Annotated in this window: 15 protein-coding genes, 2 tRNA genes and 2 rRNA genes; 7 read left to right on the top strand and 12 right to left on the bottom strand. The window is 54.3% G+C overall.

Translation table 11 applies throughout. The features are described 5' to 3' along the window. The first annotated feature begins 2 nt into the window (after positions 1-2). Positions 3-3335: an ATP-binding protein gene (locus ACR42C_RS04350; protein ID WP_479984804.1), complete on the top strand. Its 3333-nt coding sequence runs from the start codon at positions 3-5 to the stop codon at positions 3333-3335. An 84-nt stretch (positions 3336-3419) separates the two neighbouring features. Further along, a complete protein-coding gene (locus ACR42C_RS04345; protein ID WP_163331089.1) occupies positions 3420-4106 on the top strand; it encodes a LuxR C-terminal-related transcriptional regulator in 687 nt (228 codons plus the stop codon). A gap of 78 nt (positions 4107-4184) precedes the next feature. On the opposite strand, the gene ACR42C_RS04340 is transcribed toward ACR42C_RS04345, so the two are convergent. Both ACR42C_RS04340 and ACR42C_RS04335 read right to left on the bottom strand, forming a co-directional pair. Then, positions 4185-6131, bottom strand: a complete 1947-nt coding sequence (locus tag ACR42C_RS04340) for a TonB-dependent copper receptor (protein WP_479984803.1) — start codon at positions 6129-6131, stop codon at positions 4185-4187. A gap of 144 nt (positions 6132-6275) precedes the next feature. Further along, on the bottom strand, positions 6276-7190 hold the full coding sequence (locus tag ACR42C_RS04335) for a LysR family transcriptional regulator (protein WP_116344035.1): 915 nt from the start codon (positions 7188-7190) through the stop codon (positions 6276-6278). Positions 7191-7291: 101 nt separating this feature from the next. Between ACR42C_RS04335 and ACR42C_RS04330 the strand changes: the two genes are divergently transcribed. Then, entirely contained in the window at positions 7292-8224 is a 933-nt protein-coding gene (locus ACR42C_RS04330; RefSeq protein WP_316380289.1) for a DMT family transporter, read from the top strand. Between the two features lie 37 nt (positions 8225-8261). Here the strand turns inward: ACR42C_RS04330 and ACR42C_RS04325 are convergent. Together ACR42C_RS04325 and dnaQ are read right to left on the bottom strand one after the other, a co-directional pair. After that, positions 8262-8338: transfer RNA gene (locus tag ACR42C_RS04325), tRNA-Asp, on the bottom strand. Positions 8339-8470: 132 nt separating this feature from the next. After that, the gene (gene dnaQ, locus ACR42C_RS04320; protein WP_204320751.1) at positions 8471-9202 is read right to left on the bottom strand and encodes a DNA polymerase III subunit epsilon; all 732 of its coding nucleotides are present in this window, start codon (positions 9200-9202) and stop codon (positions 8471-8473) included. 64 nt (positions 9203-9266) lie between these two features. Between dnaQ and rnhA the strand changes: the two genes are divergently transcribed. Further along, positions 9267-9734, top strand: coding sequence for a ribonuclease HI (gene rnhA / locus ACR42C_RS04315; RefSeq protein WP_028015610.1), 468 nt, complete (start codon positions 9267-9269; stop codon positions 9732-9734). On the opposite strand, the gene ACR42C_RS04310 is transcribed toward rnhA, so the two are convergent. After that, positions 9735-10451 (bottom strand): class I SAM-dependent methyltransferase, encoded by a 717-nt coding sequence (locus ACR42C_RS04310; RefSeq protein ID WP_050863228.1) that lies wholly within the window; start codon positions 10449-10451, stop codon positions 9735-9737. A 32-nt stretch (positions 10452-10483) separates the two neighbouring features. Here ACR42C_RS04310 and gloB point away from each other — a divergent pair, with 32 nt between their 5' ends. After that, positions 10484-11242 (top strand): hydroxyacylglutathione hydrolase, encoded by a 759-nt coding sequence (gene gloB / locus ACR42C_RS04305; RefSeq protein ID WP_316380288.1) that lies wholly within the window; start codon positions 10484-10486, stop codon positions 11240-11242. 68 nt (positions 11243-11310) lie between these two features. After that, positions 11311-12675 (top strand): murein transglycosylase D, encoded by a 1365-nt coding sequence (mltD, locus tag ACR42C_RS04300; RefSeq protein WP_028015607.1) that lies wholly within the window; start codon positions 11311-11313, stop codon positions 12673-12675. Between the two features lie 51 nt (positions 12676-12726). On the opposite strand, the gene ACR42C_RS04295 is transcribed toward mltD, so the two are convergent. From ACR42C_RS04295 to ACR42C_RS04285, 3 genes are all read right to left on the bottom strand, one after another. Continuing rightward, entirely contained in the window at positions 12727-13500 is a 774-nt protein-coding gene (locus ACR42C_RS04295) for a class I SAM-dependent methyltransferase (RefSeq protein ID WP_116344031.1), read from the bottom strand. Positions 13501-13576: 76 nt separating this feature from the next. Beyond that, positions 13577-14377 (bottom strand): endonuclease/exonuclease/phosphatase family protein, encoded by an 801-nt coding sequence (locus tag ACR42C_RS04290; protein ID WP_061099701.1) that lies wholly within the window; start codon positions 14375-14377, stop codon positions 13577-13579. Positions 14378-14513: 136 nt separating this feature from the next. Continuing rightward, on the bottom strand, positions 14514-15689 hold the full coding sequence (locus tag ACR42C_RS04285; protein WP_116344030.1) for an MFS transporter: 1176 nt from the start codon (positions 15687-15689) through the stop codon (positions 14514-14516). 104 nt (positions 15690-15793) lie between these two features. Here ACR42C_RS04285 and yafC point away from each other — a divergent pair, with 104 nt between their 5' ends. Next, positions 15794-16699 (top strand): DNA-binding transcriptional regulator YafC, encoded by a 906-nt coding sequence (gene yafC / locus ACR42C_RS04280; protein ID WP_028015603.1) that lies wholly within the window; start codon positions 15794-15796, stop codon positions 16697-16699. Positions 16700-16728: 29 nt separating this feature from the next. On the opposite strand, the gene dkgB is transcribed toward yafC, so the two are convergent. From dkgB to ACR42C_RS04260, 4 genes are all read right to left on the bottom strand, one after another. Then, positions 16729-17532 carry a 2,5-didehydrogluconate reductase DkgB gene (dkgB, locus tag ACR42C_RS04275; protein WP_479984802.1) on the bottom strand — a complete coding sequence of 268 codons (804 nt, stop codon included), beginning with the start codon at positions 17530-17532 and terminating at the stop codon, positions 16729-16731. A 160-nt stretch (positions 17533-17692) separates the two neighbouring features. Next, positions 17693-17769: transfer RNA gene (locus tag ACR42C_RS04270), tRNA-Asp, on the bottom strand. 56 nt (positions 17770-17825) lie between these two features. Beyond that, positions 17826-17941: ribosomal RNA gene (gene rrf, locus ACR42C_RS04265) — 5S ribosomal RNA — on the bottom strand. A gap of 71 nt (positions 17942-18012) precedes the next feature. Beyond that, a 23S ribosomal RNA gene (locus ACR42C_RS04260) occupies positions 18013-20917 on the bottom strand. Between the last annotated feature and the right edge of the window lie 127 nt (positions 20918-21044).

Raw genomic sequence — 21044 nt, 5'->3', positions numbered from 1 at the left:
GCATGCGCAGAGGATGGCTGGCAACATTATTTATCCTCTTGCTGATAAGCGGGCACGCGGCGGGTAGCGTGCTGCGTGTAGGCCTGCTGAGCGCCGCGCCGCCTTTTCTCGTCATCGACCGGCCGCCGGGAATTCTGGATGACGAGCTCAGCATATTGTTTAGCAATACGCCGCTGCCGGACGTTCAGCGCTTTAGCGACCCGGCATCGGCGCTGGATGCGTTGAAGCGAAAGCGCATCGATGTGTTAATTGCCGCCCAGCGTCCTGCTGCCGATCTGGTCGCCAGCGAGCCAATGCTCGCTTTCCCGCTGGCCTCTCTGAGCATAAAAGAGGGTCAAGGCGGAACGCTGTGCTTTCCAGAATTACCGCCAGAGGTCGCGACCCGCTGCTCTGCGACAGGTTCAGCTTCACCGGGTGAAAGCGTCAGGCAGCTGGCAGCAGGGAAAGCGCGGGAATTCATTGCCCCGGAATTTGTTTTGCGTAACTGGCTGACCCACTCTCCCGCCACCACGCTGACCCTGACGCCGCTGGGCGACGCTCCGCCGCTGCATTTTCGCGCATGGGCTCTGCCTGAGCAGGCAAACACGCTGGAAATATTCAACGAGCGTATTCACACCGTTAACCCGGAAGACGCTGAATGGCTGGAACAAAAATGGCTTCTGCCGGACGGTAGCGTCTTTGACGCTCGCCATTCCCCCGTGAAGGAAAATGCGCCCAAAATCACGCTGCACGTTTTGCTTCCCGCCATTTCACCGCCAATGGTCACGATCACGTCTGACGGGCATATCCAGGGCGTATGGCGCGATCTGCTGCTCAACCTGTTTCCGTCCAACCTGTATAGCCTGACCTTCAACCTTGATGCGCCTCCGCTTCAGTATGCGGAGAACACGTTGCGCATTGTCGCCAGCGCGACGCCACCGTCAAAGAGTGCCATCACGTTTGACTCACTGAGCTGGGCCCTGCTCAGTGAAGACAGCAACCCGCTTTCCGGCGCCTTGTCCGCATTACGGCATAAGCGGATTGCCGTCATGCGCATCTCACCTCTCGTCACGTTACTGCGTCAGGTGTTACCGGCAGATAACCTGGTGCTGGTTAACTCACTCGATCAGGGGTTTGAGTTGCTCAAAGCCGGAGGCGCGGACGGGCTTGCGGGCGACGCGTTTATACTCCATCACCTGCTGCGCCAGCATAACGCCAGTAACCTGTCGCTGACGCCGCTGGCGCTGCCGGAAGTACCGCTATGGTTTGTACCGAATATGCCTGATCCGGCGGATGCCAAAAGGGTGAATGCGGTCATGGCGTCCGTCACGCAGGCTGATATCTACGCGAGCCTTAACCTGTCGAAGCCCGCACAGACGACAGCCGCTGCCCCGGCGCAATCGCTATGGCTGGTCATGCTCGCCGTAGTGGCGATTTGTGCGGCATTAGTCGCCCTGCTGACCTTTAGCGCCGCGCAGAGCCAGCGGCGCCAGCGCGAGCGGGACACGGCTGAATTGCACAACGCGCTCTCTCTCTGGCAAACCCTGATGAACAACGTCCCGGTGCCGCTGTTCGTCTGCGATCCGGCCGGGCGGCTGACGCGCTATAACGACTCCTTTATTCACTCACCGTTACTCACGGCATTGCCCGAAGAGGGCTCTCCCTTTTCCAGCCTGCCTCTGGGCGAGCTTGCCCAACAGTTTACGTTGCCGCATCGCCTCTCGCTGCTCCATGCCGCGACACCGTTAACGGGTGAAACCACCCAGAACAACACCACCCTCTACTGGTGGCTTTGCCGCTATACCGATACGCGGGGGCGGCCTCAGGGCGTGGTCGGGGGCTGGATCGACATCACTGAAAAAGCCGCGCTGACCGCTGCGCTCAATCGGGCACTGGCACAGGCGGAGCAGGCCAGCACTGAAAAATCGAACTTCCTCGCCCGCATGAGCCATGACATTCGTACCCCGCTCAACGCCATGCTGGGCCTGCTGGAGATGGAGCGCGACAAAAGCGAATCTCTCAACATCGCCTGGCAGGCAGCAGGGTCATTGCGCGACGTGATTGGCGGCGTACTGGATTTGTCGCGCATTGAAGCAGGCGAGTTAAGGCTGGAGCCACAGGCCTGGCCCCTGTGGCAGACGCTCAACGCCAGCGCGGAGATTTTTGCCAGCAGCGCAAACGCTAAAGGGCTCCACTGGCGCAGCGAGTTGAACGTGCCGCGCGACGGCTGGTTCCTGTTCGATAAAGCCCGGCTGAATCAGGTCATCGCCAATCTGTTAGGCAACGCCATTAAATATACGCCGCAGGGAGAAATTGACTTCCACGCCCGGCTCCACGGTGAACATTTGCAGCTGTTGATTCGTGACACAGGCATTGGTATCCCGGCCGATGCCCTTCCACACCTCGGCCAGCCATGGTTTCAGACTGACAGCAGCACGCCGCAAAGCAGCGGACTCGGCCTGGCGATTTGTTATCAGCTAGTCGAGCTGATGGGAGGGAAGCTGACGATAGCCAGCGAAGCGGGAAGCGGTACGCAGGTGACGGTCAGCATACCGCTTCATGCTACCAGCGCTGCGACAACGGTCGATGAGACACCCGTTATTACCCCGCTGCCACAGCATCGCATTATGATTGTTGACGATTTTCCGGCTAACCTGACGGTGTTAGCACTTCAGCTGCAGGAGTTGGGCCAGGAGGTTATTCCTTGCGCTAGCGCAAGCGAAGCGCTTGCGCGCCTTGAAAACGAGCCGGTTGATATTCTGATAACCGACTGCCAGATGGCCCTCATGGACGGCTATCAGCTCACCTCGTTGATACTTTTGCGCGATATTGCCGGCAGTATCACCGCACCGCCCGCTATCCTCGGCTACACCGCCAGCGCACTGCAGAGTGAGGACGATCGGGCAAAACATGCCGGGATGGACGCGCTATTGCGAAAACCGCTCTCCCTCAACGCCCTGCACCAGGCGCTGGCGCAGCATCACAGCCTGCGCAATCAGGTGCCTGACCTCAGCGAACTCCGGCGTCTGGCCAATGGTCAACCGGAGATCATGACCCTGATGCGCCAGCAAATGCGCGATGCCATTACTCTTGATATTCGTCATTTAGAGGAAAACACCCCGTCACCGCAAACGCTAAGCCAGCTCGCGCATCGTCTGAAGGCCTCGTGGAGCCTCTTTGCCATGCACGACGCTACCCGCACCTGTCAGGCGATGGAAGTGTTGCCGGAGATGCTGGCGGCAGGGATGATAGAGCCTGAAGCCCTGCCTGCGCTGACATCGCGATTCTGCGCGCGCATGGAAGCCAATCTGCAGCAACTCGATACCGCACTGAAGGAATTATCTGACAAGTACTAAAGAATGCTCTGCATAGGATCTGTATCTTTCTGGTCATCCGGCGGCGTTATCCCTGGCGTCGCCCACATTTTCGAAGGAGAAACCATGAAAGTTCGTATCGCTATTGCCGATGAGCACACCATTATTCGTCGTGGCGTCTTATCCATGATTACCAATATGCCGTCTCTTTTCAGCGACGGTTCCCCCCGCCCGGAGTTTTGCATTCAGGGCGATACGGCGTCGCCATCTGAGCTGCTTTCACTGCTGTCCCAACATCCTGTCGACATTCTGTTTCTTGGCTTTTCTCTGGCCACCAGCCAAACCGTTAACCCGCTCAACGGAATGGACGGCGTATTACTGATTAAATGGCTCAGCCGTAAATATCCGCAGCTTAAGATCATTGTGCTTTCGCCCTACAAAAACACGCAGCTTATCCGCATGTCGCTGGAGGCAGGCGCCAAAGCCTATATTAGCCGGGATACCTGTGAGAAAACCCTGAGCAGAACGCTGACGTCAGTGATCAATGGAGAAGTCTATATTGAGCGCGAGCTGATGCATTCCCTGTTCCAGACCGGCGCGCAAACGGAGCAGGAGCTCTCGCCCCGTGAAATTGATGTGTTGCGGATGCTCTGCAAAGGGATGAGTCTGACAGAGATCGCCAGACAGCTGCATTTGAGTAATAAAACCGTCAGCGCCCATAAGCTGCGCGCGATGGAAAAACTGGGGGTAAACAGCGACTGTCAGCTCTATTGCCTGCTTGCCAAAACGCAGATGTTCGATATTGCTATCTGAAATAAAAAAACCGCCTGTAAACAGGCGGTAGAGGCAAACAAACGCCTCAACGGTCGCTCTCAGCAATGACACTCAGGGTCAGAAATGGTATGTCGCAGCCAGCCACCAGACGCGCCCCGGCTCAGGGATTTGCTGATCTGAGGCGTATCCAAACTGGCTGGCCCCCGCCAGATTGAGGTGCTCGCTGTAGTATTTATTGAACAGATTCTCAATACCCACGCGGGACTCGAAATGGTCGTTAAATGTGTAGCCCGCGCTCCACGAAAGCACGCCAAACCCCGCACTCGGGCCAAGATCCTGGCCGGTGACGTTACCTTTGTTCTGCGCCACGCGATGCTGCGGCGCCACCACACGCCACTGTAATCCGGTACGCCATTTTTGCCCGGTATAGTCCAGCGCCAGCCGCCCTTCGAGCGGGGGCATCTGCGGCAGCGGCTGTTTATCGCTACGATTCTCGCCCCAGGCGTAGCTCAGGCTTCCCGTCATTGCCCAGTTGGGCGTCAGGCTCCAGCTTGCGCCCGTCTCCGCGCCCATTACGGCGGCATTGATATTGCTGGCCTGCGACGGCGTGCGGCTATAATCAAACAAAATGTAATCGGCAGTCCGCCCGACATAGGCCGATGCCCAGGCGCTGACCTTGTCGCCGTGAAACTGTACGCCGCTATCCCATTGCAGGGTCTTTTCTGTTTTCAGCTGACGAAAGCTTTGTTCTCCGGCCTTACCGGAAAAAAGCTCCCAGTAATCAGGAAAACGTTCGGTGTAACCGATACCGCTATAAAGCATGACGGGTGCGTCCGGCACGCGATACTCATAGCGGGTGAACACCCCAGGCAGAAGATCGCGCCGGGAGGTATTTTGCGCGCTGCGCCGATCGTCCGCGCGGAGGCTGTCCAGCCTCGCGCCCACGATGACCGTATCATCCGCCGTGACGGACTGGCGCCATTCGCTAAACAAACCCATCTGGGTAAAACGGGCATCGTCACGCCACGTTCCGGCGCTTTTTTTACGGTGGCTTTTGCGCATTACGTCTGCGCCAGCGGTAAGCGTGGTGGCTTCATCTTCCCACACGCCGGTAAGGCGACTGCCCATTACCACGCCGCCCACTTCAGACTTACGCTTCGGTCCAACGGGCTGACGCAGGCTGTAGTTATCCATGATGTGATCGGTATCATTGGCATAGAGCTGCCAGCTAAGTTTGCTGACGTGCTCGCTCAGGTGATACTTCTCCAGTTTTAGCGCTGCGCTTTTGCGGGTAAAGCGGCTACCATCCATCATCCGACCAGCATAGCGGGCTTTACCGTCGCTGGCCCCCACGCTTAGTTCCGCCAGCGTGTCCTCATCAGGCGTGAGCCCTACTGTGACGCCGCTGTTCCATCTGCGCCACAGGCCCGGCACGCGGTTGCCGTGACCATCCCGGTAGTCATCCGCCACCGAATGATTACCGTCAAGGCGGACATAGCCGCGCGGGTCGCCAAACGCAAGATTAAGGTTTTGATCCGCGCGTCCGTTAGCGCCCTGCAGCAGCTCAGCGCTGCCTTCCAGCTCTGGTGCGCTGAAATAGTCCGGCTGACGCTCAAAGAGCAGCGTTCCGGCGGAGCCCATTGGCCCCCACAGTACGCTCTGGGGGCCTTTAATGACGGTTATCGTGTCGTAGCTTTGCGGGGTGATATAGGCGGTTGGGGTATCCATGCGCGAACCGCAGCCCCCCTGAGTGCTGACGCCATCCGCAAGCAACGTCAGACGGGAGCCGAACATCCCGCGCAGCACCGGATCGCCGTTACTGCCGCCGCTGCGCAGCACGGAAAAACCTGGTATGTTTTTTAGCGCGCCCGCACCGTCGCTGGCTGGCAATTGTTGTGCTGGAGTATGAGCCGGAGCGATAAATGACGCGGGATCGCGATAGTGCCCCTCAACGGTCATCGACTCTTCAGCATATACCGGCAAAGCGGCCGCACAGCTGAGGGCCAATAATAGTGGACGGGAGGCGATCAGGGAGCGAATACCGCTCGCGGTGATACCAGACATAACACAATTCCGTTTCGGTAAAGAAAATAAGCAAGGCGCTTATTGTCTTCATCCCCTGTAACGGAATACACGACCTGTGGGCAAGAAGGCCCTCAGGGAAATCAGGAAATATCTGGCGTCTAACGGAAATCTCAGGGGCGCTGTTCAGAGCTCTTCGCCCAGGCGGGCCGTTTGCTGTCGTAAAAAATCCATTAACCGCAAGCAGGCCGGAGAGAGCGGCTGCCCGGCGTTTTTGACGATCCCCACATCCATATAGGTAATACAGTCATCAATGGTTCGCCGGATCACGCGCTGGCCACTGAGCGCCCATGGGCGATAGACCAGATCGGATAAAATCGTAACGCCCTTACCCTGTGCAACCAGGCTTCGAATCGCCTCAAAGGAGTTGGTGCGAAAATGAATATCAGGATGGCAGCCCCGGCTTTGCCAGTAGTCGGATATTACATCGGGATAGTCGTCCGTCACCAGCAACAAGAATGGCACCTTTTCCACCTCTTTTAACCGAAGCTCCGGCACGCTGAGGAGAGGATGACCGATGGCGGTCCATAACCGGCGCGGCGAACGGATCCACGTTTCTACCTCAAGCGTACTATCGTGGCTAATATTAGAGGTCAGCAAAAGACAAAAATCGAGCTCTCCCTGACGCAAACCCTGAAGCAGCTGTGATGCGGGCGCCTCATGGAACGCCGTCTCCAGCAGCGGAAAACGCTGCGCGATATCGCCCCAGAGATTGGGCAGCAGATAAGCGGAAAGGGTTTCGGCAATACCAATGCGCACGACGCCGTTGATCGCCTCTGGCTGCTGATGGAGATCCTCCACCGCCGCGCGGCTATCGTGGAGGATCTTGCGGGCATGGTTAAGAAATCGCTCGCCCACGGGCGTCAACTGGATCCCTTTTGCATGGCGGATAAAAAGGGGGGCATTTACCGCCTCCTCCAGGTTACGCATGGAGACCGTCATGGAAGATTGCGATATATGACAACGGCTGGCCGCTTTGGAAATTTGTAGTGTTTCCGCTAACGCAATGTAGAACTCAAGTTGCCTGAGAGTAAACTTCATAGTTTCAGCCAATACCGGAAGATGAAAATATTATATTAGCATTTAATTCTGCACCGGCAGTACTCTTAAGGCAGACAAAATGTTTATTTTCAGGAGCCTCTATGCCCTATTTTTTACTCAGTCTCGCGGCCTGTTTTTGGGGCGGAAATTATGTCGTCGGTCATTTACTGGTGGCGCATGCAGACCCGATTATATTATCCGCCGCACGCTGGATACTGACGGCTCTTCTCTTATCTATGCTTTATATCAGACAGATTCGCGCCCAGTGGCCAATGATGAAAAAGGCGAGAGGTACGATTATATTTCTTGCGCTGTGCGGACAGGTTATGTTCCCACTCACGCTGTATATCGGCCTGCAATATACTTCATCTCTTAATGCAGCTATTTATTTATCTACAACGCCAGCCCTGGTTTTATTGATAAATAAGCTGGTATTTAAAGAGAAAATATCAGTGCAGAATATTGCAGGCGTTGTTCTCAGTTCATTGGGCGTCGTCTGGCTGGTCATGCAGGGCGATCTGCTGCATCTGGATACGCTTAAAAATCTTAATCGCGGCGATATCTGGACCATGGGTTCTGCCGCCAGCTGGGCCGTTTATTGTGCCTTCTTGCGGATGAAGCCGCATAACGTCGGTGGGAATGCCTTTGTGGCCGTGAGCGCGATCTTCGGTGCATTGGTGTTGTTACCGGTACTGGCGATATCGTTGATAAAGACAGGATTACCAGACTGGACGGCCTATACCGCGCCGGGCTTTTTAAGCGGACTGCTGTACCTGGTGGTCTTTCCTTCCTGGCTCTCTTACCTGCTGTGGAATAAAGGCATTGCGGCTATCGGTGCAACCCGCGGGGAAATTTATTCACACCTCATTCCACTGAGCGGCGGTCTGTTCAGCGTGATGTTCCTGCACGTTACGTTGCATTCGTATCATCTGGTCAGCACGGTACTGATTCTGTGTGGTATAGCACTCTGCTCTCGCGCCTCGCAAAGGAAAGTCGTGAAGATTGAACGCGTAGACGAAAACGTACAGATATGAAAAAGGCCCACGTTATAAATAACGTGGGCCTGAATAGTGGCGGAACGGACGGGACTCGAACCCGCGACCCCCTGCGTGACAGGCAGGTATTCTAACCGACTGAACTACCGCTCCACTGTTCCCGCTTGGGGAACGAGGCGCATATTACGGTGTGCCTCCGATCTCGTCAACGCTTTTTCTCACGTTTTGAATCGTTTGCTGCAAAATTCACCCAACCGATGATTTTACAGGCATTGTGGCGTTTTTTCAGGCGCGCCACATGCAGCTTCCGCCCTTCTTTTGCACCAGGTCGAGACGAGATTCATGATTAAGCAGTTCTTCATCACTGGCTAAAACCACCCGCAAGCGGCTTGCCTGGCGGACAACGCGCTGAATGCCCGCTTCACCCTGCGTCTGCTGTGACTCATTTTCCATGCTGAACTTCATCGACGTTTGACCGCCGGTCATTGCCAGATAGACATCGGCCAGGATCTGGGCATCGAGCAATGCCCCGTGCAGCGTTCGCTTGGTGTTATCTATTTCGTAACGTGAACAGAGTGCATCGAGACTGTTACGCTTGCCGGGAAACATCTTCCTCGCCAGCGCCAGGCTATCGGTTACTTTGCAAAAGGTGTTTGTTTTCGGAATATCGCGATGGAGCTTACTAAACTCATAGTCCATAAAGCCGATATCGAACGAGGCGTTATGGATGATGAGCTCGGCGCCTCTGATGTATTCCAGAAACTCGTCTGCCACCTCACCAAAGGTCGGTTTATCCAGCAAGAACTCATCGGCAATACCGTGAACGCCGAACGCTTCTGGATCCACCAATCGATCGGGTTTGAGGTACACGTGGAAGTTGTTCCCCGTGAGACGACGGTTCACCACTTCAACGGCGCCGATCTCAATGATCTTGTGCCCTTCGTAGTGCGCGCCGATCTGGTTCATACCGGTGGTTTCGGTATCGAGGACAATCTGGCGAGTAATTGCAGTGCTCATAGCGGTCATTTATGTCAGACTTATCGTTTAACTGAACGTTTCAAATACAGGAAGTCTACCAGAGATGCGTAAACAGGTAGAAATTTTCACCGATGGATCTTGTCTCGGCAACCCAGGGCCCGGCGGCTACGGCGCGATTATGCGCTATCGCCAGCATGAAAAAACTTTTAGCGAAGGCTATTTCCTGACCACCAACAACCGTATGGAGTTGATGGCAGCCATTGTGGCGCTGGAAGCCCTGAAAGAACACTGCGACGTGGTGCTCAGTACCGACAGCCAGTACGTTCGCCAGGGCATTACCCAGTGGATCCATAACTGGAAAAAACGCGGCTGGAAAACAGCAGATAAAAAACCGGTTAAAAATGTCGACCTCTGGAAGCGTCTGGATGCGGCATTAGGTCAGCACCAAATCAAATGGGAATGGGTAAAAGGACATGCAGGCCACCCGGAAAACGAACGCTGCGACGAGCTGGCGCGCGCGGCGGCTTTGAACCCGGCCCATGAGGATGCAGGCTACCAGCCTGAATCCTGATCAGGGTTTTCTGTACTGTCGCGTTGCGCCAACGGTCTGCCGGATAGGCGTTTTCGACTTGCTCTGCTTCATTGGGTTAAGCGTAAGGGGGATGGTTCGCTTACGCGCGACGATAAACTGCATGCAGCCTAAGGCGGGCAAATGCGTGCTCAACAAGACTCCCCCCTGCCGCGCCCACGGCAGTACCTGAAAACCGCCGTAGCAGAGCACTTCAAAGTTCAGCAGCGAAAGCCAGTCGAGCTGGCGCATCATGGTGAACATCCGGCTGTTATAGGGTGGCGTTCGGCGCAGCACCGGCACCAGCTTGCGCAGCCCCATCAGGCTCAGCGGATTGAATCCGCTGAGGATCAGCCAGCCGTCGTCAATCAGCACGCGATCGGCTTCACGCAGCATACGGTGAGGATCGCTGCACCAGGGTAACGCGTGTGCAAGAAGGCACGCATCCACGGATTTCTCAGCAAACGGCAGATGCAACGGGTCTGCCTTCACCTGAACCGGCGATCCGCCGAGCGAGACATTAACCTGATGTGAGATAGCGCAGCTTTCGGTATTGATTTCCGCGCTGAGATTGCCAATCTTAAGCAGGTGAAAGCCATACATTTTCGCGAGCCAGGGCTTCAGCTGTTGCTCCAGTGCCTCGCGATAGTATTCACCCCAGGGCAATTCGGCCCAACGTTCCGGTGCTGCGACAGTCTGAGGTATCCTTGCCGGTTTCATCAAAACACCCGCCACGCTATAAGAGGTAATGTATGAATCTTATCAGTATTCCCGCTTTTGAGGACAATTACATCTGGGTTTTAGTCGACGACGCTCGCCGATGCGTCATTGTCGATCCCGGCGAATCCGCCCCTGTACTGCGCGCTATAAATGAGAACGGCTGGCTGCCAGAAGCCATTCTGTTGACGCATCACCATAACGATCATACCGGCGGCGTGCAGGAACTCTGCGCCCATTTCCCGCATCTTGTGGTTTACGGACCGGCTGAGACACAAAATAAAGGAACGACGCAAGTAGTCGAAGAGGGCGAAAATATCCTCATCCGCGAGTGGGAGTTTTCCGTATTTGCTACACCGGGTCACACTTTGGGACATCTGTGTTTCTACAGCAAACCTTATCTTTTTTGTGGCGACACCTTGTTCTCTGGCGGCTGCGGAAGACTGTTTGAAGGCACGCCAGAACAAATGTACCAGTCTTTACAAAAAATTAGCGCATTACCCGACGATACTCTTATTTGTTGCGCCCATGAGTATACATTAGGGAATATGAAGTTTGCTGTGAGCCTCTTACCCGAGGATCGAGCGATTCAGGATTATTATCACAAAGTGAAGGAGTTACGTGCAAAAAACCAAAATACACTGCCCGTAACTCTGAAAAATGAGCGCCAGATTAATTTATTTTTACGAACAGATGATATTGATTTAATTAATAAAATTAACCAAGAAACAAATTTGCAACAACCAGAACAACGATTTGCATGGTTAAGGTCAAAGAAAGATAACTTCAGATAAATGCGGGTTGCCTTTTCAAAATTTCGCCGTTATCATCGCTCGTCTTTTAAGCAACTATTGACACACACATGAAGGCAAAAGCGATATTACTCGCCTCTGTCCTGCTTGTAGGTTGCCAGTCGCAGAACGGCAGCAACGTACAACAGCACGCACAGAGCCTTTCTGCAGCTGGTCAAGGGGAAGCAGGGAAGTTTACAAGTTCGGCGCGCTGGATGGACGATGGGACATCTTTCGCGCAGGAGCAAGACTTGTGGACCTCTATTGGCGACGAGCTAAAGATGGGAATTCCGGAAAACAGCCGGATTCGCGAACAGAAACAGAAGTATTTAAGAAATAAGAGCTATCTCCACGATGTAACGTTACGGGCAGAGCCGTATATGTACTGGATAGCCGGGCAAGTTAAGAAACGTAACATGCCTATGGAGCTGGTACTCCTACCCATAGTGGAGAGCGCTTTTGACCCACACGCGACGTCTGGCGCCAATGCCGCAGGTATTTGGCAGATCATTCCGAGCACCGGGCGAAACTATGGTCTGAAACAGACCCGCAACTATGATGCGCGTCGCGATGTTGTCGCTTCAACGACAGCCGCTCTCGACATGATGCAACGTCTGAACAAGATGTTTGACGGCGACTGGCTGTTAACGGTCGCAGCGTATAACAGTGGCGAAGGTCGTGTACTGAAGGCAATGAAAGCGAATAAAGCACGGGGTAAATCCACCGATTTTTGGTCGCTCTCACTGCCACAGGAAACGAAGATTTACGTACCGAAGATGCTGGCCTTGAGCGATATTCTCAAGAACAGCAAGCGTTACGGTGTACAACTGCCAACACCAGACGAAAGTCGTGCACTGGCGCGCGTTCGCCTCAGCAATCCGGTTGATATCCAACAGGTTGCTGATATGACGGGTATGTCGGTAAGTAAATTGAAAACCTTTAATGCAGGCGTTAAAGGCTCGACGCTGGGGGCAAGCGGCCCGCAGTATGTAATGGTTCCGCAGAAACATGCTGCGCAGTTACGTGAGTCTTTAGCATCGGGTGAGATTGCCGCCGTTCAGTCAACGCTGATCGCCGATGCCTCATCCGTTAGCAGCCGCAGCTATAAGGTGCGTTCAGGTGATACGCTTTCAGGCATTGCTTCACGTCTTGGCGTGACGGCGAAAGATCTGCAGCAGTGGAATAATCTGCGTAGTTCAGGGCTGAAAGTGGGTCAGACTTTGACCGTGGGTGCAGGTAGCAGCGCACAGCGTCTCGCCAGCAACAGCGATAGCATTACCTATCGCGTGCGCAAAGGTGATTCACTGTCCAGTATCGCAAAACGACACGGCGTGAACATCAAAGATGTGATGCGCTGGAATAATGATACTGACAATCTGAAACCGGGCGACCAGCTGACGCTGTTTGTGAAGAACAGCGCCACGCCAGACTCCTGATAGCACGTTCGAAAGATAAAAAGGCACCGATTCCCCTCGGTGCCTTTTTGCTTATCCCGCTTTTTGCGCTTCAGCCATGATGGTATCGCTGGTAAACGAGCCATCGTCCTGCAGTTCAAAGTATGCCTTTACCTCTGCGGACGCACTCTCCTGATACAGCCTGATCGCCTGGCTTAACGCTTCCGGGGTACGCATACGCGCGATCCACGAGCTGAACTCCAGCGGTAAACGGTCTGTTATTAACGAGCGCGCAATCAGCCCGGCTTCAGTGATAAACGATAACCACTCACCGCTGGCGTAGTTTTGCACGTGGGAGGTATCGCGCAGCGCTTCGACCGTCTGCAGCCAGATATTGCGCACCGGATGTCCAGGGGACATCACATCCATAATAATGAAGATGCCACCCGGCTTAAGAACACGTTTGACTTCGCGTAATGCCTGGCCGACATCATGCCAGTGGTGCGCGGAGTAACGGCTGATAACCACCTCAAACGACGCATCATCAAAAGGTAAGGATTCGGCGTAGCCCTGGCGCGTATCAATATTGTCCAGCCCCTTCGCTTTCGCCGCCTCGGCAACAACGTCCAGCATCTGGCTGGATAAATCATACGCGGTAACGCGGGCCACCTGCTGCGCAGCCGTGAAGCTGGCGTGCCCTGCCCCACAGCCCAAATCCAGCACGTGGGCCTGAGGGAACGCCGCCAGGCGTTCACCGAGACGCACCAGATCGCGTCCTGAGGCATGCACGGCGCTGCTCAGATAGGCACTTGCCTGAGAACCAAACTGTTTTTCTACGTTGTCATGATGGGAGTGTGTCGTTGTCATCGTACTGTCCTTTGTTGGTTAAAAATAAAAGGGCAGCACCCGCGCAGGCCTGCCCCACGGCAGACCTGACACACCGTTATTTATCAGGTTTGCCGGGACTGAATTCAACTAGTAGAGGGTTGTGATCCGAAGCGCGCGTCACCAGAACAGAGGCATCGTGCACGTTCAAACCGCGATAGAAGACAAAATCGAGAGGACGACCGAACGCTTTTTTGCGCTGATCGTCGCTAAAACGAACTTCACGCAGCGACATTTCGCGCGCAAAGCGATACAGCGCATTCATGCGCGGACGGCTCCAGGCGTTAAAATCGCCTGCCATAATGATGGGGCCGCTGTGATGGGCAATTTGATCGCCAATCGGAAGTAACTGCTTACTGTAGACATCCACGCCCAGGCTAAAGTTTACCGCGTGGATATTCACGACCATCAGCATACGGGTATCCGGCAGCGGGTAGACCGTCACCAGGGCTGATTTTGCCAGACGCAGGATAGGTTCGCGCTCGCGGAGCGGGCAACAGTAGACCGGATGTGCAGCAGAAAGCGTCATTACGCCAGAGGGATGCTGCGGCAGGACAAATGCCGGCACCTGATCGGCGGCAAGGTAGTTAGTGGTGGCAAACCGTACCAGTTCAGGGGTAGTTTGCGCCTCCTGGAGCAAAACCAGATGGGCATCTTTTCCAAAATTTTTGAGTACCGATAACCATTCAGCACGCTGCTGCTTGAAGATATTCCAGACCAGCACCCGGATTTTATCATCGCTGCTTAACGGTGTGCCGGCGGGTAATGCCTGGCTTATGCTCGCAAACGACCCCGGAGGCAAGATCCTCTCCGCGGGCATTCCGGCAACATAACGCATGGCATAGGTATTTTTTCGCACTTTTGGAAACAGCCCCTGTAACATGAACCAGCCCTGAAAACGGACTGGTTCTAATGTTATAGGGACTTTAGGTCACACTTTCAACGCAATTTCTGAGAAACCGCTTTCCAGTTTTGTAAGCAAGCACTTACTGATGTTATCCCAGCGCGACGCGGGCTGGCTTATCGAGGCGTCCACTCAGGCCAATCAGCAGGAAGGCCACCAGGACAATCACCGCGCCAATCCATGGGGTCTGGGTTAATCCGAAGTGTTCGACGGTTTGTCCGCCGATAATGGAGCCCAGCGCGATACCGATATTGAAAGCGGCAATATTCAGACCCGATGCAACATCCACCGCATTTGGCGTATAGAGTTCGGCTTTCTGGACAACGTAAACCTGAAGCCCGGGCACATTACCGAAGGCGAAGATCCCCATGACCAGTACGGTGATCAGCGCGGCGTATTGCATTGAAGCCGTGAACTGGAAAATCATCAGCAGAACGACCAGGGCGGCGAAGATAAACTTCAGCGCCGGTACCGCACCATGCTTATCCGCAAGCTTGCCGCCCCAGATATTGCCAATGGCCACAGAAATGCCGTATCCCAGCAAAATCCAGCTCACGGCATTGGGGGAGAAGCCCGCCAGGTCCTGCATCATTGGTGCCAGGAAGGTGAAGGCGGTGAATACGCCACCATAGCCCAGAGCCGTGACCGCGTAGATGATCAGCAAACGCGGATGGGTAAGCACCTTCAACTGATCGCTCAGGCTTGCGCTTGCCCGGCCCGGGATATTCGACGGTACCAGCAGCAGGCTAGCCACGAGGGCAATAACACCCAGTAAGGAGACGGCCAGGAACGTTTCACGCCAACCGAAATGCTGTCCGATAAACGTTCCCAACGGTACGCCCGTGACCAGTGCGACGGTCAACCCACCGAACATGATTGCGATAGCCGAGGCCGCTTTCTCTTTGGGAACCAGGCTGGTTGCAATGGTGGAGCCAATCGAGAAGAACACACCGTGTGCCAGGCCGGTCAGCAGACGGGCAATCACCAGCGTAGTGTAGTCCGGCGCCTGCCAGGCCAGAATGTTGCCGGCGGTAAACAGCACCATCAGCGCAACTAACAGCTGCTTACGCGGAAAACGTCCGGTCAGGGCCGTCAGCACCGGCGCGCCGACGGCAACACCAAGGGCGTAGATAGACACCAGTAACCCGGCTGAGGGTAGCGAGATCGCAAGCTGGTTAGCGATGGTGGGAACCAGTCCCACGATAACAAATTCGGTCGTGCCAATTGCAAAGGCACTGATCGTCAGGGCAAGTAGCGCCAGTGGCATAAAATACTCCGTATCATCAGGATTAAGATGACAGGCAGTATGCGCCAGTGTTTAAATAACAAAAATGGTCAAAATATCAATAGAATTTTGCGGATGGTGCAACAATGAAAGCAACGTCGGAAGAGCTGACAATCTTTGTCGCCGTCGTCGAAAGCGGCAGCTTTAGCCGCGCAGCCGAGCAACTGGGACAGGCTAACTCGGCCATTAGCCGTTCAGTGAAAAAGCTGGAGATGAAGCTTGGCGTGAGTCTGCTCAACCGAACGACGCGGCAGCTGAGCCTGACGGAAGAAGGAGAACGTTATTTCCGCCGCGTGCAGTCGGTGCTGCAGGAGATGGCCGCAGCGGAGACGGAGATTATGGAAACCCGCAGCACGCCGCGTGGATTGCTGCGCATTGATGCGGCCACGCCGGTTGTGCTTCATTTCCTGATGCCGCTAATCAAACCTTTCCGTGAACGCTATCCGGAGATGACGCTTTCTCTGGTCTCGTCCGAGACGTTTATTAACCTCATCGAGCGAAAAGTGGATGTAGCTATTCGCGCAGGAACGCTAACGGATTCCAGCCTGCGGGCCCGTCCGCTATTTGCCAGCTACCGCAAAATTATCGCGTCGCCACAGTATATTGCTGAACATGGTAAACCGGAGACGGTTGAAGAACTGAAGCAGCACCTGTGCCTGGGCTTTACGGAGCCGGTGTCGCTGAACACCTGGCCTGTTGCCTGTCACGATGGTCAGCTTCATGAAATTACCTGCGGATTATCGTCTAACAGCGGAGAAACGCTGAAGCAGCTTTGCCTGGAAGGAAATGGGATCGCCTGCCTGTCAGACTATATGATTGATAAGGAGATAGCGCGGGGTGAACTGGTAGAGCTGATGGCCGATAAACGTCTGCCGGTAGAGATGCCTTTTAGCGCAGTGTATTACAGCGACAGAGCGGTGAGTACGCGCATTCGTGCCTTTATTGATTTTCTGAGCGAGCATATAAAAACAGCTCCCGGAGGAGCTGTGTGAGGGTTCAGGTGACAGAGGGTGGGCCAAACTTAATCCCAGTCAGGAGCTAAACCTTCCGGACTGACCAGGCGATCGTTGCACTCCAAAGCTGCGATCGCTTTTTTATCGTCAGCATCCAGATGAAGATCCATTGCTAACAGGTTGCTGGCCAGGTTTTCACGCTTAGTTGATGATGGGATCACGGCATAACCTTCACTCATTGCCCATGCCAGAATCACCTGCGCAGCAGTGGCGTTATGTTTCTCTGCGATACGCGTAATCACTTCATCTTTCAGTGCCTTACCGTAGGCCAGCGTCATGTATGAGGTGATGTGGATCCCATGCTGTTTTGCCCAGTCAACGACTTTGCGGTTTTGCAGATAGGGGGAGAGCTCAATCTGGTTGGTCGCAATATTCTCAGCGCCAACAGCGGTAATCGCCTTTTCCATCAGCGGAATGGTGAAGTTCGAGATCCCAATTTCGCGGGTTAAGCCCTGCTTTTTCGCTTCCAGCAGCGCCTGCATGAACTCCTCCACTGAAACGGCATCGTTCGGCGATGGCCAGTGAATTAACGTCAGATCGACATAATCGGTGCGCAGTTTCTTCAGGCTCTCTATCAGGCTTGGGATGAGCTTGTCTTTGCTGAGATTTTCTATCCAGATTTTGGTGGTGATGAACAGCTCATTGCGCGGTACACCGCTCTCTTCGAGAGCCTGTCCAACAGCAGCTTCGTTTTCATAGATCTGTGCCGTATCAATTGCGCGATAGCCAAGTTCAAGAGCGGTTTTAACTGATGCGATAACAACGTCGTCTTTCAGGCGGAAGGTGCCCAGACCAAATGCAGGGAGAGTCATACTATTCCTCAATCATTATGTTCGTAAAGTGAGGAGGATTATCGCTGGCGCTGTTATGGAGAAAAAGATCGCAAAATGCAGAGGATTTTTGCTAATTTAGCAATAATTAAACGATAGATAAGAAAAAAGCCCTGAGCGTTAGCTCAGGGCTTTTAATAAGTGGCGGAACGGACGGGACTCGAACCCGCGACCCCCTGCGTGACAGGCAGGTATTCTAACCGACTGAACTACCGCTCCACCGAAGACTGCTTGTAACCACCGGATTAATGCACCGGCTTACTACTAAATTTGATGCCTGGCAGTTCCCTACTCTCACATGGGGAGACCCCACACTACCATCGGCGCTACGGCGTTTCACTTCTGAGTTCGGCATGGGGTCAGGTGGGACCACCGCGCTAAAGCCGCCAGGCAAATTCTGTTAATCTGTATCAGGCTGAATATTGTTTGTGTCTCTCACCGCCAAAACACCTTCGGCGTTGTAAGGTTAAGCCTCACGGTTCATTAGTATCGGTTAGCTCAACGCATCGCTGCGCTTACACATCCGACCTATCAACGTCGTCGTCTTCAACGTTCCTTCAGGAGACTTAAAGTCTCAGGGAGAACTCATCTCGGGGCAAGTTTCGTGCTTAGATGCTTTCAGCACTTATCTCTTCCGCATTTAGCTACCGGGCAGTGCCATTGGCATGACAACCCGAACACCAGTGATGCGTCCACTCCGGTCCTCTCGTACTAGGAGCAGCCCCCCTCAATTCTCCAGCGCCCACGGCAGATAGGGACCGAACTGTCTCACGACGTTCTAAACCCAGCTCGCGTACCACTTTAAATGGCGAACAGCCATACCCTTGGGACCTACTTCAGCCCCAGGATGTGATGAGCCGACATCGAGGTGCCAAACACCGCCGTCGATATGAACTCTTGGGCGGTATCAGCCTGTTATCCCCGGAGTACCTTTTATCCGTTGAGCGATGGCCCTTCCATTCAGAACCACCGGATCACTATGACCTGCTTTCGCACCTGCTCGAGCCGTCACTCTCGCAGTCAAGCTAGCTTATGCCATTGCACTAACCTCCTGATGTCCGACCAGGATTAGCTAACCTTCGTGCTCCTCCGTTACTCTTTGGGAGGAGACCGCCCCAGTCAAACTACCCACCAGACACTGTCCGCAACCCGGATTACGGGTCCACGTTAGAACACCAGCCATTAAAGGGTGGTATTTCAAGGACGGCTCCACGCAGACTGGCGTCCACGCTTCAAAGCCTCCCACCTATCCTACACATCAAGGACCAGTGTTCAGTGTCAAGCTATAGTAAAGGTTCACGGGGTCTTTCCGTCTTGCCGCGGGTACACTGCATCTTCACAGCGAGTTCAATTTCACTGAGTCTCGGGTGGAGACAGCCTGGCCATCATTACGCCATTCGTGCAGGTCGGAACTTACCCGACAAGGAATTTCGCTACCTTAGGACCGTTATAGTTACGGCCGCCGTTTACCGGGGCTTCGATCAAGAGCTTCGCGTTGCCGCTAACCCCATCAATTAACCTTCCGGCACCGGGCAGGCGTCACACCGTATACGTCCACTTTCGTGTTTGCACAGTGCTGTGTTTTTAATAAACAGTTGCAGCCAGCTGGTATCTTCGACTGATTTCAGCTCCACCCGCAGGGGCTTCACCTACATATCAGCGTGCCTTCTCCCGAAGTTACGGCACCATTTTGCCTAGTTCCTTCACCCGAGTTCTCTCAAGCGCCTTGGTATTCTCTACCTGACCACCTGTGTCGGTTTGGGGTACGATTTCGTGTTACCTGATGCTTAGAGGCTTTTCCTGGAAGCAGGGCATTTATCACTTCAGCACCGTAGTGCCTCGTCATCACGCCTCAGTGTTAGAGTGAACCGGATTTGCCTGGAACACACACCTACACGCTTAAACCGGGACAACCGTCGCCCGGCTGACATAGCCTTCTCCGTCCCCCCTTCGCAGTAACACCAAGTACAGGAATATTAACCTGTTTCCCATCGACTACGCCTTTCGGCCTCGCCTTAGGGGTCGACTCACCCTGCCCCGATTAACGTTGGACAGGAACCCTTGGTCTTCCGGCGAGCGGGCTTTTCACCCGCTTTATCGTTACTTATGTCAGCATTCGCACTTCTGATACCTCCAGCAGCCCTCACAGGCCACCTTCGACGGCTTACAGAACGCTCCCCTACCCAACAACGCATAAGCGTCGCTGCCGCAGCTTCGGTGCATGGTTTAGCCCCGTTACATCTTCCGCGCAGGCCGACTCGACCAGTGAGCTATTACGCTTTCTTTAAATGATGGCTGCTTCTAAGCCAACATCCTGGCTGTCTGTGCCTTCCCACATCGTTTCCCACTTAACCATGACTTTGGGACCTTAGCTGGCGGTCTGGGTTGTTTCCCTCTTCACGACGGACGTTAGCACCCGCCGTGTGTCTCCCGTGATAACATTCTTCGGTATTCGTAGTTTGCATCGGGTTGGTAAGCCGGGATGGCCCCCTAGCCGAAACAGTGCTCTACCCCCGAAGATGAGTTCACGAGGCGCTACCTAAATAGCTTTCGGGGAGAACCAGCTATCTCCCGGTTTGATTGGCCTTTCACCCCCAGCCACAGGTCATCCGCTAATTTTTCAACATTAGTCGGTTCGGTCCTCCAGTTAGTGTTACCCAACCTTCAACCTGCCCATGGCTAGATCACCGGGTTTCGGGTCTATACCCTGCAACTTAACGCCCAGTTAAGACTCGGTTTCCCTACGGCTCCCCTATACGGTTAACCTTGCTACAGAATATAAGTCGCTGACCCATTATACAAAAGGTACGCAGTCACACCACGAAGGTGCTCCCACTGCTTGTACGTACACGGTTTCAGGTTCTTTTTCACTCCCCTCGCCGGGGTTCTTTTCGCCTTTCCCTCACGGTACTGGTTCACTATCGGTCAGTCAGGAGTATTTAGCCTTGGAGGATGGTCCCCCCATATTCAGACAGGATACCACGTGTCCCGCCCTACTCTTCGAGTTCACAGCCTGTGTGCTTTCGTGTACGGGAGTATCACCCTGTACCCTGCGACTTTCCAGACGCTTCCACTAACACACAAGCTGATTCAGACTCCGGGCTGCTCCCCGTTCGCTCGCCGCTACTGGGGGAATCTCGGTTGATTTCTTTTCCTCGGGGTACTTAGATGTTTCAGTTCCCCCGGTTCGCCTCGTTAACCTATGTATTCAGTTAACGATAGTGCAACGAATTGCACTGGGTTTCCCCATTCGGACATCGCCGGGTCAAAGGTTCATATCACCTCGCCGGCGCTTTTCGCAGATTAGCACGTCCTTCATCGCCTCTGACTGCCAGGGCATCCACCGTGTACGCTTAGTCGCTTAACCTCACAACCCGAAGATGTTTCACTTCTGATTGCGAAAATTTGAGAGACTCGAACACACATTAACTGTGTGTCGTTTCAATTTTCAGCTTGATCCAGATTTTTAAAGAGCAAAACTTCGCAGTGCACCT

The organism is Enterobacter sp. MG-EB028 (assembly GCF_056673305.1).
The sequence above is the reverse complement of the archived record's forward strand: the minus strand, read 5'-3'. Positions and strand labels throughout refer to the sequence as shown.

What these genes read in the sequence shown, in the direction of transcription:
- ACR42C_RS04350 (WP_479984804.1), top strand. Translation starts at nt 3, where the DNA reads ATGCGCAGAGGATGGCTGGCAACATTATTTATCCTCTTGCTGATAAGC.
- ACR42C_RS04345 (WP_163331089.1), top strand. Translation starts at nt 3,420, where the DNA reads ATGAAAGTTCGTATCGCTATTGCCGATGAGCACACCATTATTCGTCGT.
- ACR42C_RS04340 (WP_479984803.1), bottom strand. Translation starts at nt 6,131, where the DNA reads ATGTCTGGTATCACCGCGAGCGGTATTCGCTCCCTGATCGCCTCCCGT.
- ACR42C_RS04335 (WP_116344035.1), bottom strand. Translation starts at nt 7,190, where the DNA reads ATGAAGTTTACTCTCAGGCAACTTGAGTTCTACATTGCGTTAGCGGAA.
- ACR42C_RS04330 (WP_316380289.1), top strand. Translation starts at nt 7,292, where the DNA reads ATGCCCTATTTTTTACTCAGTCTCGCGGCCTGTTTTTGGGGCGGAAAT.
- dnaQ (WP_204320751.1), bottom strand. Translation starts at nt 9,202, where the DNA reads ATGAGCACTGCAATTACTCGCCAGATTGTCCTCGATACCGAAACCACC.
- rnhA (WP_028015610.1), top strand. Translation starts at nt 9,267, where the DNA reads ATGCGTAAACAGGTAGAAATTTTCACCGATGGATCTTGTCTCGGCAAC.
- ACR42C_RS04310 (WP_050863228.1), bottom strand. Translation starts at nt 10,451, where the DNA reads ATGAAACCGGCAAGGATACCTCAGACTGTCGCAGCACCGGAACGTTGG.
- gloB (WP_316380288.1), top strand. Translation starts at nt 10,484, where the DNA reads ATGAATCTTATCAGTATTCCCGCTTTTGAGGACAATTACATCTGGGTT.
- mltD (WP_028015607.1), top strand. Translation starts at nt 11,311, where the DNA reads ATGAAGGCAAAAGCGATATTACTCGCCTCTGTCCTGCTTGTAGGTTGC.
- ACR42C_RS04295 (WP_116344031.1), bottom strand. Translation starts at nt 13,500, where the DNA reads ATGACAACGACACACTCCCATCATGACAACGTAGAAAAACAGTTTGGT.
- ACR42C_RS04285 (WP_116344030.1), bottom strand. Translation starts at nt 15,689, where the DNA reads ATGCCACTGGCGCTACTTGCCCTGACGATCAGTGCCTTTGCAATTGGC.
- yafC (WP_028015603.1), top strand. Translation starts at nt 15,794, where the DNA reads ATGAAAGCAACGTCGGAAGAGCTGACAATCTTTGTCGCCGTCGTCGAA.
- dkgB (WP_479984802.1), bottom strand. Translation starts at nt 17,532, where the DNA reads ATGACTCTCCCTGCATTTGGTCTGGGCACCTTCCGCCTGAAAGACGAC.